The sequence below is a fragment of the Bacteroidota bacterium genome (genome assembly GCA_016183775.1).
Taxonomy (GTDB): domain Bacteria; phylum Bacteroidota; class Bacteroidia; order JABDFU01; family JABDFU01; genus JABDFU01.
The window spans coordinates 43,817-60,487 of the sequence record JACPDY010000065.1 but is presented as its reverse complement, the minus strand read 5'-3'; the positions used below and the strand labels follow the sequence as shown (position 1 = coordinate 60,487).

Annotated in this window: 16 protein-coding genes and 1 tRNA gene; 2 read left to right on the top strand and 15 right to left on the bottom strand. The window is 38.7% G+C overall.

Features of this window, described 5'->3' with window-relative positions:
* A partial coding sequence (locus HYU69_08175; protein MBI2270318.1) for an IS982 family transposase occupies nucleotides 1–272 on the top strand: 272 nt, incomplete at its 5' end.
* A gap of 17 nt (nucleotides 273–289) precedes the next feature.
* On the opposite strand, the gene creD is transcribed toward HYU69_08175, so the two are convergent.
* From creD to HYU69_08155, 4 genes are all read right to left on the bottom strand, one after another.
* Nucleotides 290–1,660 carry a cell envelope integrity protein CreD gene (gene creD / locus HYU69_08170; protein ID MBI2270317.1) on the bottom strand — a complete coding sequence of 457 codons (1,371 nt, stop codon included), beginning with the start codon at nucleotides 1,658–1,660 and terminating at the stop codon, nucleotides 290–292.
* A 50-nt stretch (nucleotides 1,661–1,710) separates the two neighbouring features.
* A complete protein-coding gene (locus HYU69_08165) occupies nucleotides 1,711–2,028 on the bottom strand; it encodes a hypothetical protein (protein MBI2270316.1) in 318 nt (105 codons plus the stop codon).
* Between the two features lie 225 nt (nucleotides 2,029–2,253).
* Nucleotides 2,254–3,414, bottom strand: coding sequence for a hypothetical protein (locus tag HYU69_08160; GenBank protein MBI2270315.1), 1,161 nt, complete (start codon nucleotides 3,412–3,414; stop codon nucleotides 2,254–2,256).
* Nucleotides 3,415–3,556: 142 nt separating this feature from the next.
* Complete coding sequence (locus tag HYU69_08155; GenBank protein MBI2270314.1) at nucleotides 3,557–5,344, bottom strand: tetratricopeptide repeat protein; 1,788 nt, start codon at nucleotides 5,342–5,344, stop codon at nucleotides 3,557–3,559.
* Between the two features lie 453 nt (nucleotides 5,345–5,797).
* Here HYU69_08155 and HYU69_08150 point away from each other — a divergent pair, with 453 nt between their 5' ends.
* The gene (locus HYU69_08150) at nucleotides 5,798–6,013 is read left to right on the top strand and encodes a hypothetical protein (protein ID MBI2270313.1); all 216 of its coding nucleotides are present in this window, start codon (nucleotides 5,798–5,800) and stop codon (nucleotides 6,011–6,013) included.
* Nucleotides 6,014–6,052: 39 nt separating this feature from the next.
* On the opposite strand, the gene HYU69_08145 is transcribed toward HYU69_08150, so the two are convergent.
* The 11 genes from HYU69_08145 to HYU69_08095 form a co-directional block, all read right to left on the bottom strand.
* Nucleotides 6,053–6,373, bottom strand: a complete 321-nt coding sequence (locus tag HYU69_08145) for a hypothetical protein (GenBank protein MBI2270312.1) — start codon at nucleotides 6,371–6,373, stop codon at nucleotides 6,053–6,055.
* A 556-nt stretch (nucleotides 6,374–6,929) separates the two neighbouring features.
* Nucleotides 6,930–7,646, bottom strand: a complete 717-nt coding sequence (locus tag HYU69_08140; protein ID MBI2270311.1) for a hypothetical protein — start codon at nucleotides 7,644–7,646, stop codon at nucleotides 6,930–6,932.
* Between the two features lie 17 nt (nucleotides 7,647–7,663).
* Entirely contained in the window at nucleotides 7,664–9,268 is a 1,605-nt protein-coding gene (locus HYU69_08135; GenBank protein ID MBI2270310.1) for an SIR2 family protein, read from the bottom strand.
* 320 nt (nucleotides 9,269–9,588) lie between these two features.
* A complete protein-coding gene (locus tag HYU69_08130; GenBank protein ID MBI2270309.1) occupies nucleotides 9,589–10,995 on the bottom strand; it encodes a hypothetical protein in 1,407 nt (468 codons plus the stop codon).
* A 216-nt stretch (nucleotides 10,996–11,211) separates the two neighbouring features.
* Nucleotides 11,212–11,282 (bottom strand) — tRNA-Cys (locus HYU69_08125).
* Between the two features lie 18 nt (nucleotides 11,283–11,300).
* Nucleotides 11,301–11,510 (bottom strand): cysteine-rich CWC family protein, encoded by a 210-nt coding sequence (locus tag HYU69_08120; protein ID MBI2270308.1) that lies wholly within the window; start codon nucleotides 11,508–11,510, stop codon nucleotides 11,301–11,303.
* On the bottom strand, nucleotides 11,510–11,857 hold the full coding sequence (folB, locus tag HYU69_08115; GenBank protein ID MBI2270307.1) for a dihydroneopterin aldolase: 348 nt from the start codon (nucleotides 11,855–11,857) through the stop codon (nucleotides 11,510–11,512). The genes HYU69_08120 and folB overlap by 1 nt, the downstream gene beginning before the upstream one ends.
* Nucleotides 11,858–11,907: 50 nt before the next feature.
* Nucleotides 11,908–12,945 carry a selenide, water dikinase SelD gene (selD, locus tag HYU69_08110; GenBank protein MBI2270306.1) on the bottom strand — a complete coding sequence of 346 codons (1,038 nt, stop codon included), beginning with the start codon at nucleotides 12,943–12,945 and terminating at the stop codon, nucleotides 11,908–11,910.
* A gap of 7 nt (nucleotides 12,946–12,952) precedes the next feature.
* Nucleotides 12,953–14,035, bottom strand: a complete 1,083-nt coding sequence (mnmH, locus tag HYU69_08105) for a tRNA 2-selenouridine(34) synthase MnmH (GenBank protein MBI2270305.1) — start codon at nucleotides 14,033–14,035, stop codon at nucleotides 12,953–12,955.
* Nucleotides 14,036–14,112: 77 nt separating this feature from the next.
* Nucleotides 14,113–14,748 carry a hypothetical protein gene (locus HYU69_08100; protein ID MBI2270304.1) on the bottom strand — a complete coding sequence of 212 codons (636 nt, stop codon included), beginning with the start codon at nucleotides 14,746–14,748 and terminating at the stop codon, nucleotides 14,113–14,115.
* Between the two features lie 91 nt (nucleotides 14,749–14,839).
* Nucleotides 14,840–16,669 (bottom strand): M2 family metallopeptidase, encoded by a 1,830-nt coding sequence (locus HYU69_08095; GenBank protein ID MBI2270303.1) that lies wholly within the window; start codon nucleotides 16,667–16,669, stop codon nucleotides 14,840–14,842.
* Nucleotides 16,670–16,671 lie beyond the last annotated feature (2 nt).

The following is a 16,671-nucleotide window of genomic DNA, read 5'->3' as shown; positions in this document are numbered from 1 at the left end:
TCGAGTATTTTTATGAGCAAGGGCTGAAAATTGTAACAACTATCAGAAGCAACATGAAAAATAAACTTGTGCCCGTGTTTGAAAGACTGGTTTTAATGAAACGTGGTGTCATAGAATCAATAAAAGATTTATTAATGACATTATGTGACATAGACAACACAAGACATAGAAGCCCAGTTAACTGTGTAACTCACGCTTATGCTGGTGTAGCTGCTTACACGTATTTAGAAAAGTTGCCCTCGATTTTTGCTAAAAAATTAGGATTTGCCTAATCCATAGCTCACGTTATTTAGCCTTCCGGTTCTGATCCCGAACTTATTCCATACCAATCAACCTTACGGGTCAGGTACATGATTGTGGCAAGAATTATAAATAACCCTGAGCTTCCGAGTAAAAGGGAATAATCTTCCAGTTGCATTAAAGAGTAAAAGAACCCATAAAGCAAAGCGAGCAAAGCGCTGAATATAACCGTAAGTTTGTTGTTTTTGAAGACATTTTTAGCGTAAAAAGTGATCAGTGCGAGAATGCTTATGCATCCTATTAGATAAGCGGAATCAAATTTCAAATGTTCGGAAATGGAAAGTAACAACACATAGAATAAACAGACAGCGAAACCTACTAATAAATACTGGATCGGGTGGATGCGCTTTTTGTTTAATACCTCTACAAAAAAGAACGTAAGGAAAGTTATAATAATGAATATGATACAATATTTTACCGAACGCATGGCCTTTTGGTATTCATCAATAGGCAATAACAGCCTGACCCCGAATGAGGCCGAAGAATAATCGGAAGGGGTTTGATATTCATTTGTAACAGGAGAAATGAAAGAGCCTAAGCCCTGCTGCGGATAATTGCGGTTAAGCTGCAGAACTTTCCAATCAGCTGTAAACCCCTGTGTGCTTACTTCCCGTGTATCGGGCAGAAACGCGCCTTCAAACTTTGGGCTGTCCCAGTTTGAATGTAATGAAACGGTTGTTTCTTTTCCGAATGGCAGAAAGCTCAGTGAAGTGCTTCCGTTCAGGTTAACATCGAAGTCGAAAGCATACGTTCCCTGTTTTAGAAGTTCGAATCCGAAACTCGCTCCGGATGTAAAGATGTCATGTGTCGGTAGCCCGGGATTAAATGAATAAGAAGTGTCATTCATTCTGAAGGTAATGGCTTCATTGATCCCTTTCATATCAGGAATGCCAAGGGATATTGACGCGTCATTGAACAGGCAGCTGCTTTCCGGTATATTCAGTGCTTTAATATCGGGGGAACTGAATTTTCCTGTGACATGCAGTTTGGTCGAATACAATACCACAACATATATTCCACGGTAACGTTTTTCAGGGGTTACTGTACCGGTAATTTTTATCTGGTCAGGTAAAAAATGGGCATAACGGATCACGGTTTCAGACTGGCCTTTATCATCTTTAATAATTGTAGTGTAGGGAATGGAAAGTACCGGACCTCCAAAGGTTTGAGCATTGCCCCACTTGGAGCTGACCTCATCAATTGCACTATCGCGTAAACTTTGCCGCTCATAGATTAACGAAGTAAGCATAGAAGTAGGGATGAGTAGAATTAAAATAAGAACCCCTATTGAAATAAGTTTAAGTGTTACCGATCTTTTGGCCCAATTGTTCAAGCGCTCAAAAACAGAAGGTCTTTCCATGGTATAATTTTGATGATTTATAAAGAGGTAACGTACTTACTAAGGATTTATTACAGATCGAATCTGTATATAACCGACATATCGGCATTGTTTTTTACCGACACTCCCAGGTCTTTAATAATGCCATTTCCTAAATCATAAACCCATCCGTGAATATGAGGAAAATTCCGTTCATTCCATGCATTCTGAATAGTGGAAGTTTTGCATAAGTTCAGCACTTGTTCAATAACATTCAATTCCACCAGTTTTTTTGATTTTTGGTTTTCATCGCTGATTTCATCAAGTTCTTTCTGGTGCAGCCTGTAAACGTCTTTTATGTTCCGGAGCCAGTTGTCGATAAGCCCGAATTGTTTATTGCTTAGCGCCATAGCAAAATGCAGAGATAAATTTTAAACAACCTCTGAAACAAAATAAAGATTAAAGTACGGTAAAATCAAAGCAAGAAAAATTTTTTTGTCAGCCTTTTACCGGGGATGTCTGATCTGGTTGGGAAGAGGACTTAAGATACCTGACAAAGGCGCATCTTGCGAATGCTATTAAATGCAGCCTCTGGTCTTTCAATCGTTAGCAGTAAGGAGTTCATGTAACTGCTTTTAACGCCTTCTTCCGCCGCTTCTGTTCTCGCCGCCGGATCTTCTTTCAGGGGTTCTGTTTGTCCCTCCCGCGGGGCTTCTTCTTTGCCATTCATTGATGCTCCTGTTAAACCCTGTGTTAGAGCGGGGGTGAACCTGGTAATGATGATCAAAAAAATCGGATGCCCGGTGATAGCGCTGATAATAATGAGGGTGGTTATAATACCACCAGCCAAAATGATAACTGGGCATACCAAAGAATACAATCCTTCCGCCCGGGTTCCAGTAAAAGCCCGAATGATACCACCAAGGATAAGGATGCCAGTATGGTGTTTCGTACCAATAAGGGTATCCGGCCCAATAGGGGTAGGGAGGAGTATTGTAAATTACGGTTACATTACGATCCCCGCTTTGGTAAACGTCATCCAGCTCTTCTTCATCCTTTGCATACTGACCCGATACCTGCTTTAATTCTTTTTGAACGGTCGAATCTTTGCTGATGCCGGCCTTCCACTCTTCATACTCTTCTCCGCTTTCTTTGGCGATCTGTGTATTAACTGAGTCTGCAATATGTTTAACCAACGTCGGATCGCGCTTATACAGGTCGCCCAATTTAATGGTTGTTTTAATATCCGATATTAATATGGAGATCAATTCGGGATTACGTAAAAGTGTGTTATATGAACGCTGAACATCAGCTGGAAAATCATTGACCAGTATTTTATACTTCGATTCGAAATCAAGGCGGATATTTTCTATTTCAACCAGAACAGGATATTCATTCTTTACAAAATAAATGGCCGTCTTCTTTGTTTCCTGCGGGTAAACTTTCAATAATATGCCCAACTCAGTATCTGATTTATCTTTGTTGCTGATAAGCATCGGCAATAGTCCCGGAAATCGTGAAATATCCCAAAGTTGTTTTTGTTTGCTTTGCTTGTATTTCGACACGGCTTTTTTAAAGGAAGCTGCGGTGTTCTTTTGAATTTCTTCCAGTCGGGTAAATCCCTGTGGATAAGTAGCGGCATTAAAGATTGCTATGCGGCTTGAATCGGGGTAGCTGAATAATATACGTGCAGATGAACTATCATTTAAAATAAGTTTATGCATCACTGCTGCATTATTTTGCGCCCACACACTTGTTGAAAGCGCTGATACTATAAGGACAATTACTTTTTTCATTTTCAATAATTATTTATAGCCGAAAGTAAGAGGGATCAGTTGCCTTATCCATGACCGATATCAGTACAATGATTGTTTTATATCATCTTCCGGACTTACAGTAAATCTGGGGGATAAAAAAAGATAAGCAGCAGGAGTTGTATTACTTCCCGCAGTCGTTCAAAAACTCATTTTCTACCGGGTAGCCCAGGTCTCTTGCTTTGATGAAATCCTGACAGTAATTGCCATATATAAGCAGTTTTTTTATTCGTCCCCGCATGTAATGCGGGTAGCCTTCATCGGGGATCATTTCTATAGCTTTATCACAATCCGCCAGTGCCGAAAGTACATTCGGGTCGGATTCGTTCACCGTAACTTTATACGGGATGCTCCATTCAGCATTAAATGCCCGCGGGTTTATATCGGTTTTAACCTTGACCAATGTCATCCTGGTCTTATTTGTAAGATTAATCTTTGCCACAGCCCGGTTTACATAAGCCGCGGCAAAGCCGGGATTTAATGTAATGCATTTGTCAAAATCGTAAAGGGCCTTTTGATATTTTTCGAGAGCAAGCAAAGTAGTGCCGTGCACATTGTGAAAATCTTCTTTCCCGAAATCTTTAACGTCCGGTGCAAGAGTTATTCCCTTTTCAATTTCAGATAAAGCGTCATTATAAAGCCCCAATGCGAATTTACATATAGCAATACTAACCTGTATAGAGGCCAGTGAACCATTGTAGTACATATTAATATTTTCGGGTGTTGCATCAGCGAACCTGGGATTACTCTTAATATCAGCTAATAATTGATCTTTATTTTCTAAAGCGGAGTAATAACTTTCCAGGGCACTTTTATAGTTTTTAAGTGCGAGGAGGGAATTTCCCCTGAAAGATAATGCCATTGGGGTTTTGGGAAATTTCTTCAGGCCCTTTGTATAAATTTCCACAGCGTTTTGAAATTGCTGACGGTCATAAAACGCCATTCCCCTTTGAAAATAAAAACCCGGTTTCGTTGAATCGCAGTAATCATTTACTGCATATTCAACTTCTTTAATAAGTGAAGGATCATTAATATCAAGTTCCTTTATTAATTTTAATACAGTAAAGTTGTCACGGCATGATCCGTCAAGATCATTCAGTTTATACCTGGCTAGGGCCCGGTTCTTATATGGAAGAAGATCATTCGGATTCAGCTCAATGGATCTTGAATAATCTTCAATAGACTTGTTGTACTCATTAAGCGCATCGTAAATTGCTCCCCGGCCGGTAAAGAGAGAATGCAGATTGCTTTCGAGTTGAATGGCTGTATTAATATCCGCCAGAGCTTCCTGAAGCATTTGGTTGCTGAAATAGACACTCGCCCGCTGGAAGTAAGAATTATAATTATCCGGTGCCAGCTCCACGGCTTTGTTCAGGTCGGAAATAGCATCTGAAAAGTTGTTTTGATGCGAGATAAAATTTCCCCGTTGAATGAAATAGTTGGCATTTTTTGAATCGAGCTCAATGGTCTTGTTGTAGTCGGCTAGTGCGCCGGGTTTGTCATCCAGGTATTCTTTCAGGTTGGCCCGGGTTATGTAAAGTATAGCATCCTTTGGGTCAATGGCGATAGATCGGTCAAACAGTTCAAGCGCTTTTGTATTATCATTTTTTACCAGGTAAATACGGCCCATATTCATATAACAGCGGGCACATTTTGGATTTACTGCTAAAGCATCGTTGTAATATTTTTCTCCAATATCAAGTTGGTTGTCGGCAATATGCAGGTACCCGAGCCATCGCAAGGCTTTTTCATTTTTCGGATTTGATCGTATTTCCTCCTTAAAATACGGAATTAATTTTTCCTCTTGCCCTATACGTTTGAGTGAGTCAACAATTTTATCGTATTTATCGTTAGCCTGTCCGAATAGCCCGAGTTTACAGAGGATTAATAATACGAGTGAGAGATGTTTCACTTGAACATATTTTATAAAATGCTGATAGTTAAAAGGAGCTCGCATTATATATTCATTCCTATTTGTGTTTATTAAACGTCCTCAATACGATGCCACACAGCAGGAGTCCAATTAAAAAACTGTACTCTCCCCTTTGGCTATTTGAATGGTATAACTCAATTCATTACAATTCCAGCCGAAATTAGCTAAAAAAATTTGAGAATGGAATTGAGATCAAACAAGGGGCTTTCAGAAAGTATTGTGATTTTGTTTTGTGGTATTGATATGTGAAATAGCATGGATTTAAGTGATCAAAATACCCGAATAGCCGGCTTCTTTCCCGATCGAAAGTAGACCAGCGAACTAATCCATAGTGTTTAAATGTTGATACGTAGCCCCCAAAATGAGAATTGTCGAAAAGATGCAACATTTATAGATATTATCTCGTAAAACAGGTGATTGAACAGAAATGCCATGGAAAGTGGACAATTTAACAAGGAAAATGTAAAAACAGCGTACGATCTCTTATCGGATGGCTTCAAAGGCAAGCCGGGCATTTTAGGCGTTTTGAGTCTGGGGGAAACCAGGATCACCCTTAATAAAGTTGAGAACAGAATATTGACCAAAGCCATTAAAAACAAAGATTATTATGAAATAAAGAGAATTGTGAAGAAGATACATATGAAATAGTTGAATTCTGTTCCATTCCGAAATCCGTCAAACATACAGTCAAATATAAGTTAGCGTTAAATCAAACGGTTTATCACTATGTTCTACTATAGTAATTTCAATAGAATTCTTCTGTTTGGCAATTAGTTTATTTATATTTATCATATTGCTTTCCGGCATATATAGGTCCATACAATCTTTAAGTACTATTCTAAGTATTTCGTCCCCATTTTCTTTAACAGAGAAAATAATACTATCTGCACTTTCAAACCCGATATCAAAGGTGCAATTTAACACCATAAAGTTTTTTTGAAAAAAGGTAATTGTGTGTGACAACTTATCTGGGTTGCTCTGAATGCCTCTATTAAAAGTAAGTTCCATAATATATTTTAATTTCTTTCCTCTAAAGATACCTAATCGGGGATTATGATGGGCTCCCTATTTATCAAGACTAATTTTAAGCAATTGTTGTGGATTAACTGAGTGCAGGAGCGGATTATTTCATGATCCGCTATTTACCTGGAGTCACAAAGCAAAAAATCAATCCCGCCTAAGCGGGATTGATTTTCTTTTTTCTCCATGCCAATTCAAGCGAAGCTTGATTGTCATTCCGAAAAAACAAAAGGTCAGCCGAACTGGCTGACCTTTTACTTTTATCCGAGGACAGGAGCGGAGCTATGAGATTACACCTATAAACACTTCTACACCTTTCTACGCAATGTTTAGCTTTGCCCCAGTTCAATTTAAATCGTATAAACATCTGTACATACGTATAAATATTTGACCGAATTCGGTACCTGTTAAGTATCTATTAATAAACAGTAGCTCTTTGAGAGAATATATCACCTCAAACATGTTTCTTTCTGACATGCGCGAATATGTTGGATTTGGGATAGGGGAAACTGATTCGATCTAACATACAAAATAGATCAGCTACTTAACTTAAATCCCGAAAGTTATATTCCCTGGTATGACCTTGAATCCTCCCGGTCGAAGAAGTATATAATTTAAACGGTAATGTTGGTTCAAATTCTATAGTAAATTTTGATAAATTAATTTTTTTTAGACCATTGAAAAGGGGTGATGATTTGGCAGGCATACTGTCAACATATATGGTATTGTAGGATGGTTTAAAGTAGTTAATTAAACCAGCTTCATATAATGTAAGTGTAGATTTTCTTTTTATTTTATCCTTAGTAAGTAATTCTCTCTTTACATTATTGTAAAAATGTTTTGACTCTGTTGAGGAGGGTTTTCTTACATCCATTAATGCAGATTCTTTCACAGCTGAGATTAATAAAAATATTTCCTTGTCAGGATGATTCTGGTTGTAATCTGAAAGGATTTTCGGGAATGTCTGATGCTTGTCTAATCGCTTTTTTACTGGAAGGTTATCTGATCCTTGCATTGCCTGACCGATATATAAAATCTCATAATCGGCAATTTCTTTATGGACTAATTGAGAAGAATGATTATCCAAGAAAAATGCACATTTTGAAATAAATACGTTCCCGTCAGAGTCATTCAATGAAAACCTTCCATACGGAAATTCTGTATTTAATTTAATGTCAGAAGTTGGATGAAAAGGATTTTCAAATAAAATTCTTTCGAAGAATTGATTTCCTTGTTTGCTAACTAAAAAAGTTAAATACAAATTTCCGTTTTCGACTGTTAGACTTTAAAAAAGTTCTTTCCATTTAATACAACATTGCCTTGTGTCCATAGCATAACCTCTTGAGACCCTGTTTGCAAGTAGCTACCCCGATCGATTGGAAAATTATCTGCTACTGGCTTACCATTGGAGTTCACATATTTTATCCCTCGCCAGTTAGTATTCTCCACAATTTGTAATAGCTCCAATTTTATATTTCCTGGAATTGCATCAAACGCTCCATCAATTTCATTTCTTGTGAAATGAGTTGTTTTATGAACAATAAGCCGTTTGGGTGATCTTCCAGAGTGGCGCTTCTGATATAAACTTAGGCTCTTCGACAAAAGCTTACGCATTTCTGACCGAGTTAAAAACGGATTTTCACCAATTCTAAAATCAAGTTCCCCCGCATCATAAGCAATGAATTCCAATCCAGTTCCATCTGAGTCAAAAACTTGGCTACAACATGTTGTAAAATCAAATTGGTTTGTTTGTTGATTAAAACGTGTTGAATAACTTAAACCTAAGAAGGCCGTCTCTTCATCCATTGCTGCCAATTTCCAAGGAACACCGCCCGCTTTCACATATAGTGCAATACCAAGTCTCCACATTACACTACATCGACACCTGTATTTTATTACACTCCCTTCCCTTAATATTTGAGTAGGGATACTATTTATGGCTGTAGTTGCTTTAAGAAAATCATGGAGATCGAATCCCGTATCAGCATCCTCAAATCCTGCCTTCCAAATTTCGGGTAGATAAATAAATAAAACATCAAAATCCTGTTTCCTCTGACTCATACTTCGTATTGCGTTCCCAAGTTCTTGGCTTAAGGTAATGTATGGCTTATTTGAGGTGCTTTGAATTTTATTTCCATCGATCTGTACGGATGATCCTTCAGCAAGTAATTCAATTTTCGTCTTAAATGTATTTTCAAATCCAGTAAATGAAGGCAAATAGTTTACCCTTTCGAGAGGAGAATGAGTCCGCCCTAACTCATTAACTAGTTTTTTATCTTGTTCTTGAAGCTCTGTACTGGTATTTTTTAGTTTTTCCGAAAAATAATCGCCGTGTATTTTTGTAATGTAAGGCCTTAAATCTGAATGATATTTTTGGACGGCAGTGGAGATGTTATCTAACGTTGCTACAAAAAAATTATCCATAGTTTTAAATTGTCCTACTGCCGCGTTTTCAAATGCTTTATCAAAGTTGGTAGTAAAAATGAGTCTTATTAAATCGTTTTTCATTAATACTCCAATAACTTTATGTCCAAAACTATTTTGCATTCCCTGAAGCTGCTGCATTAAATATGTACTTCTATCGGTAGCTGAAGGATACGCCTCCTCGAAATAGACGGAATATTCATCTGTTGAATTACTCTTAGGATAACTTTGCTTAGCATCAAAGTAAGATTGGATTTGATTTCTTATTGCGGGATCGGATAAATTATTGAAAAGTGAAATATCATATCTTTCTAAAGAACAATAAATCCTTCTCTTAAATTCCCATACTAAATCACTTGCTGTCGGCATACCTGCTGAAACGGAGGTACCAGCTCCAAAAAACCACGCGAATTGTTTTGCCCGTAAAGGATATAGTCGTACAAATTCTGATAGCAACATGTAAATAAATTAAGGGAGGCAAAGTTGCCCCATTTTACCATCATAAACAAACAATAAATAGACGTTTTACCCTAGCGTTGCCGGATGGAATGCATGTTTGTGTATCGTAGCGAGCATTTGAACTTCTTCAGATTGCAACCCTTTTTGTTTGATTGTGTTGTCCGAACAGGATTCAAAGGGTTCAAGTCCAACTCAGACCCCACCTATCTTATACAATCTCCCGTCAATTGTGATGATTAAAAATTGAAATACCTATTCGGTCAAACATGCGGTCAATTAAAACCGTTATTTCGTTGAGAATGTATGGACCTATCCTAAGGTTATTCTACAACTATTTTATTACTGAGTAGTTTATTGTTATACAATGCACTAATCATATAAATGCCTTTCGCAAAGCATTGACTATCTTCTATCGGAAGAGTTCCACTACCTTGGGTGTCAGTCATTATTGTTTTTGAATAATATTTTTCACCAAGTATATTTCGTAACTCAATTAACACCGGAGTTTCTTTCTGAAGATCAGGAAACTTCAGTGATAAACTATTTTCAATAGTTGTAATTATGGGGTTCGGGTAGACTCGAAGAGCCATTGGTTCATTTCTTTCAAAATCTTCAATTGATAATGGAGCAGCATATTTAAAAATAACTCCTAGGTCATTTGCACCACCATTTATTGTAAGGCCATAAAAGCCATTCGATGAAGGAGTCAAAGAGCCAATTGGATCGCAGCCACTCGTAGAACATTTAAAGTCAAACAATTTAGAATAACCTGTGCCATCAGTTTTGATTTTGAAAATGACCCCATTATTGTTAACTCCACCATTCGCAAATCCATACAGATAATTATTTGCAACAGTAAGATAACCTGGGCCATCAGCGCCTGTTATTGTACTAAAGTCAAATAATTTTGAATATCCAGCACCACTAGTATTAATTTTGAATATACAGCCAACGCCAAGGCTACCCCCAGCAGCCGATCCAAATAATTCAGTACCAGATAAAACAAGCGGAGATGGACTAGATTCAGTGGTAATATTAAAGTCATGCAATTTGGAATACCCAGTTCCATCAACATTTATTTTGAAAAGGCATCCATAACCATTCGTGCCACCTTCCAATGTTGCCCCATATAAGACACTTCCTGAAAGTATAAGAGGGCCCATTGGTCGACTTCCATTTGACGAATTAGTGAAATCGTAAATTGTTGTAAATCCAGTTCCATCTGTGTTTACTTTAAAAATACTACCAAAAGAAGATGAAGCGCCGTATGACGTTGCTCCGTATAATACACTCCCGGAAAGTATTAAATTTCCATATGGAGTAGCACCATTTACATCTATATCAAAATCAACTAATTTGCCAAATCCAGTACCATCTGTATTAATCTTGAAAATACAGCCTTGACTGTTATCACCATCATTTGGGGATGTGCCGTATAATACATTTCCTGAAAGCATTAATCCACGTGGATATGCTCCCAGTGAAAGGTTAAGGTCATGTAAACTGGTAAATCCTGTTCCGTCAGTATTGATCTTAAAAATGCCGCCATAGCCATATGTTCCACCCTGATCTGTTGTCCCATATAGCACATTTCCATTAAGCACCAATGAACTAGATGGGTTTTTGAGATTTGTACCACCAAGAAAGTCGTACAGTTTGGAATATTGAGCTTTAGTTTTAATGTTTCCAAATAATACTAGAAGCAACAGTAGATAGTAGTTTTTCATTTGCAAATGGTTTATGGTTTTAATTAATTCATTGGAGAATTAGGGTTAATGTGTATTTGTGTCACAATCGAAGGCTTCAATACAGCAATTTAGGCAAAAAATCATCTAAAAGGTAATAGTTTACTGTTTTGCTAGAAAAAGATTGTAAATACTTTATTTTCATACTCTACCGAAAATGAAAAAACCCTTGAAAAAGAATAATTTCAAGGGTTTTAGAGGACAGGAGCGGATTCGAACCGCTGTAGCAGCTTTTGCAGAGCTGAGCCTAGCCTCTCGGCCACCTGTCCTTTTTAAGAACTACGAATTTAAGAATTAATTGGCAATCCTTCACTGTTTGCCGCATTTTGCTGCATTGCATAGGCTCGTATGCAGGATTCGCATAGGCAATTATCATACTGTTGTCGTAATTTGTCGAGTGTGGAGGACGATAAATTGTAGCGTTCACACCAGCAGCCCCTTTTTTCGGCACCACAATGAAAATCCTGAGAACATTTAACGCACTTTTTTATCGGCATCAGGAATGAACTATAACACTTACTTTTTCCACATCTCCGTTTATCGGAGGGTTGAGCTTTGTAAGTTTTACTTCCGCGTATTGAAGTGTGGTAAATTTCTTTTTGAGATCATTAATAATTCGCTGCGCAACCGGCTCGATCAGTTTTGAACGAATGGCCATTTCGGCCTTTACAATTTCGTATACCTCACAATAGTCAATGGTTTTGGAGAGGTCGTCGGTTTTTGCCGCTTCACTCAGGTCGGCTTCGATGGTAACATCAACTAAGTAATTACCTCCAATGCGGGCTTCTTCGTCCATGCAGCCATGGTAGGCATATAATCGGATACCTTCTACAATGATTTTCATATTTTTATCAATCCTTTATTGAAATAATAAAGCTATAAAAAAGAATGACGCTAAATTATCGAAATGGTTTTTATATCCTTCTTTTTCATCAAGCCAATTGGCTGCGCAAATTCACCCAGCCCATTCGCTTTCATTAGTCCTTCAACTTCATTTTTAAGGCTGGGCACAATTGTGAAAAGCAATCCCCCGTTTGTCTGCGGGTCACATAAAGTGAGTAGCGATTCTGCGCTTATTCCCTCCGTTCGTTGTTCGTAAGCGTTCCAGTTTTTGAAGGTATTATCCGGTACGCACATTTGGGTTGTATAATGAGCGAGTCCTTCGATCAGGGGAACTTTGCTGTAATATAATTCCGCCGACAAGCCTGAACCTGCTGCGATTTCAATAAGATGTCCCAGAAGTCCGAACCCGGTAACATCAGTCATAGCTGTAACTCCGGTAATTTTTGCGAGTTCAGTGCCGAACTTATTGAGTTTAACCATTTGTTCAACCGCAATTCCCCTGTGTTCTTCTTTTAATAAATTTCGTTTTGTTGCTGTGGATAGAATGCCCACACCGATTTTCTTAGTGATATAGATCAGGTCACCTTCTTTTGCTGTTGAGTTTTGTTTTAAATTTTTCAATTCAACAATACCATTTGCCGATAATCCGAACATCGGTTCCAGCGTATCAATACTGTGTCCTCCTGCAAGAGGGATGCCGGCCTCTAAGCAAATACTACGGGCCCCTTCAATTACTTTTTTAGCCAGTTCAACAGGTAATTTGTTTACAGGCCAGCCTAAAATAGCCAATGCAAGTGTCGGATGGCCACCCATAGCGTATACATCGCTAAGGGCATTGGCTGAAGCAATGCGGCCAAAATCATACGCGTCGTCGACAATTGGCATAAAAAAGTCGGTGGTGCTGATGAGTCCCGTTCCATTGCCCATGTCGTAAACAGCGGCATCGTCGTTGGTAGTGTTCCCGACAATTAACTTATTGTGTATGGGTGAAATGGCATCTGATCTTAATATCTCTTCAAGCACTTGTGGAGCTATTTTGCAGCCGCAACCCGAACTGTGACTGTATTGAGTCAGTTTTATTTCGCTCATCGAATGATCATTTTACTTGTTTTATTTCAGACGCGATAAAATCTGCATCTATTTTTTCAAATATGTATTTTTTTACGGTTGCCGTTTCACGCTGTTGTAACCCATGATCATAGGTTTTGTCGTAATAGGCCAGGCATATTTCGCAGGTGGTTTTAAGATCATTGGCTTCAAGTGCCTCCAAAGCTTGTTTTGCCTGAAGCCCCCCAAGCCGCTTGGTAATGCGTGTTATAGCTTCTGCTAACTCTTTTTTGGTGAACTGCCCGTATTCTTTTGTTAAATACTCAGCACGTATATTGAATGGGATATCGATGTAAGCTACTTTTGCTGCACGCATCTGTTCCCACATGCCCGCCGGTATTACTTTTTTCCCGATCAGCCTGCTCTCATCTTCAAGCCAGATGTGTTTTAACGGATCAAACCTTTTAAGTTCAATTGCCAGGCAATTTTCAAACTGTTCCTGTGTTGGCTGTTTTTCCTCTCCGATCGAACCAAATGAGGAACCTTTATGATGTGCTAATTTTTCAAGATCTACAACCTGCTCCGATTGTTCTGCCAGCTTTTTTAAAACCAAAGTTTTTCCCGAACCTGTTCGTCCTCCCAGTATAATGTACTTACGGTTACCATCAAGAGTTGCTAAAACATATCGCCTGAAAAATTTATACCCACCTTTAAGCGTATAAACTTTGTACCCGTATAATTCCAGCAGCCAGGCAACACTGCTGCTGCGCATCCCTCCACGCCAGCAGTGCATTAAAATAGATCTCACCCCGGCCCTCTCTCCCTCCATTGTCGGGACAAACTCCATAGAGGAGGCAATGGATGTAGTGTCCTGATTAATAATGGTTTCAACTTTTAAAACAAGTTCTTTCATTTTAGGGCCGACAAGTTCGAGTCCCTTTAAGAGGGCAGGTTGGCGGCCCTGTTGTTTGTAAATAGTTCCGACAATAGCCCGTTCTTCATTTGTAAATAATGGCAGGTTGTGCGCTCCCGGGATATTGCCTTTTTCAAATTCAGCAGGCGTGCGAACATCCAGTATTGGATATTCCCGGGATAGGATAAGAAATTGTTCGATGTCGATACTTGTAGGCAAGTGTGCGTTTTTTTCAATCCTACCCCTGTCAGGGTTTTAAGCCCTGACAGGGGTAGGGTGTATGGTGTGTGCGGAAATTACACTAATTCCGAATTATTATGACAATAGACAAAATTTTCCAAATCCTCGAAGTATTCAATAACCGCAGAACGATTTATAAATGAATTCTCTTTTCCTGAAATAATCAAATGGTAAGATGAATTCTCCCATTTCTCAGGTTGAATACACAATCCTGCTTCTACGGGGTTAAAATGAATATAGCGTATCACATTTATAAGGTGTCTTTCTTCGCTAATTGAAACTCGTTTGAACGGCCGCATAAATAAACTGCCTTTACGTTTTTGTTGTTTGTTATAAGCTTGAGTATATCCATTGAGCCAATTGGAAAATTGTCGACTGATATGATTTGAAAGAAATTGTTCTTTCTCAAACCCTGATAGGTTTCCAAACCCTATCAGGGTTTGAATGTTCTTGCAATTATCAAGAAAATGTTTTTCAATTATATTCTCTTCTTTGCACTGAACTAAGAAATGAAAATGATTAGGTAAAAGACAATAACAGTAGGTGTTAACTATAGGTGAAATATATTGCTGGTATTGCCGCAGGAAGTATTTATAATTTTCAGGAGTTGAGAATAATTTCTCATTTCCATTTGCCCTGTTGTAAATATGAAAAATGGAACCGGGAACCAGCGGGGCGATATAATCTTTCATTCTTAGTTAATCTTGTTTATCCTGTGTGGCCAAACCCTGACAGGGTTCTAAACCCTGTCAGGGTTGTGCGCTAGCACTAGCCATATTTATATTACAGTCTTACTTCCGGCAATGTATATTTTCTTCCGGCATTCACTTTTTTCAGGTGATCCATCAACGGCGCAAAGTAATCAAGCATAGCGCGGGCGCTGAGGTCTTCACCTGTTTTTTCTTTTAATAATTTTCTCCAGTCGCCAACGGCGCCGTTTTTCATAACGCTGCCGATAAACTCGCCGATCTGTTTATTGCCAAAGTAATTCGTGGAATGAGGATCCTGGTGCAAAATATTTTTGGCAATGTGATCATGGAACTGGAACATCAGTACGGAAGCTAATGCGTAATCATAGTACTGGCCCGGGTCATCAATGATATGTGTTTTGGTGGCGGCATCGCAAAATTCTTCGCCGCGTTCTGCAGGAGGAACGATGCCCTGTTCGCGTTTAACAATTTCCCACCAGCGTTTGTTGAATTGGTCTACCGGAAGATTTTTTGAGTATAATTCATATTCAAACTCACTCATTGTCCCGGCCTGCCAATTTAATGCAACAATATGGCTGAGAGCGTCCTTTAATAAGGATTGAATGGAATCGGTCTTCGTTTTCATGTCGATCAATCCCAGTCCGGCTAAAAATGGTTTTTGCATAGCTGCCATCCCCATCATGCTTCCAAGTGCTTCATGGTAGCCACGATTGGCACCTTCGCGCATCACCATGGGTACAGCCGGGTTGCTGTAAGAAATGTAATAATAAATATGTCCCAGTTCATGATGCGTGGTTTCGTACCAATGAGAGTTGGGTTCAATACTCATTAATGAACGGACATCATTGTCAAGATTGATGTGCCAGGCGGAAGCATGATTATTTTTTTTGTATGTGGCATTGGCTTCCAATGGATACAGATCAGACTTTTCCCAGAATATTTTTGGTAGAGCAGGGAAGCCCATGCTCACATAAAAACGTTCGGCCTGTTCGGCAATCCATTCTTTGGTATACTTTTTTTCCTTGATAATATTATCCAGATCAAAGCCTTTAACGGTTACAATGTCGCTCCAATCCTGTCCCCAACGGTTAGGAAGCCAATGAGCAGGTATATAATCCGGAACTTCTTTAACATTATATTTCTTTGCCAGTTCATACCTGGCATATGTATGCAGTTCACGGTACAGCGGGTAGATCTCTTTATTTATTTTTCGCAAAAGCTGCATCATTTCATCAGTGCTCATACCATAGTCTGCAACCTGGTATGAATAGTAATCAGGGAAGTCAAGTCCCTGAACTGTTTTATTTCGCAGTTCACGTAATTTGACAAGCGTTTCTTTCAGACCTTTGCCCACTTCTTTGCTGCATTCCCAGGCCTGCAGACGTTTGCGGATCGCATTTTCTTTTCTTAAAATGTCGTCAATATTATTAGTGGTTACTGACTTGCCGTCTAATTTATAATCGAATCCATATAACTTTTCAGTGGCTCCCGTTTCTGTTTTTATGCGCTCCTTTACTATATCGGCAACGGTTTGTGGGCTGCCACCGGCAAAATAGAGTACGTGTTCCAGTTGTTCAACCTGCAGTGAATCCAATTGATCTTTATGTTCGAGGAATTTTTTTATTTTTTCAATATTTTCAATACTTCCGGTAAAATTGGCCAATGCCTGCGAAGCTTTTTCAGTGGCATTTGATGTTGCGGTATCGCCTTTGACAATATAAATCTGAGATTTCCATTGTGTTTCATTTGCTTTGGTGCTCAGCTCCTGGTATTGCTTGTTGTATGATTCAAGAAATAGAGTTACATCGTTTGCAATGTTTGTTTCCTCTTTCTTTGTTTCGTTGTTGCCGCAACTCAAAAAGATAACTGAGACAATAGCCGTGATAAATAATTTGTTTTTCATTT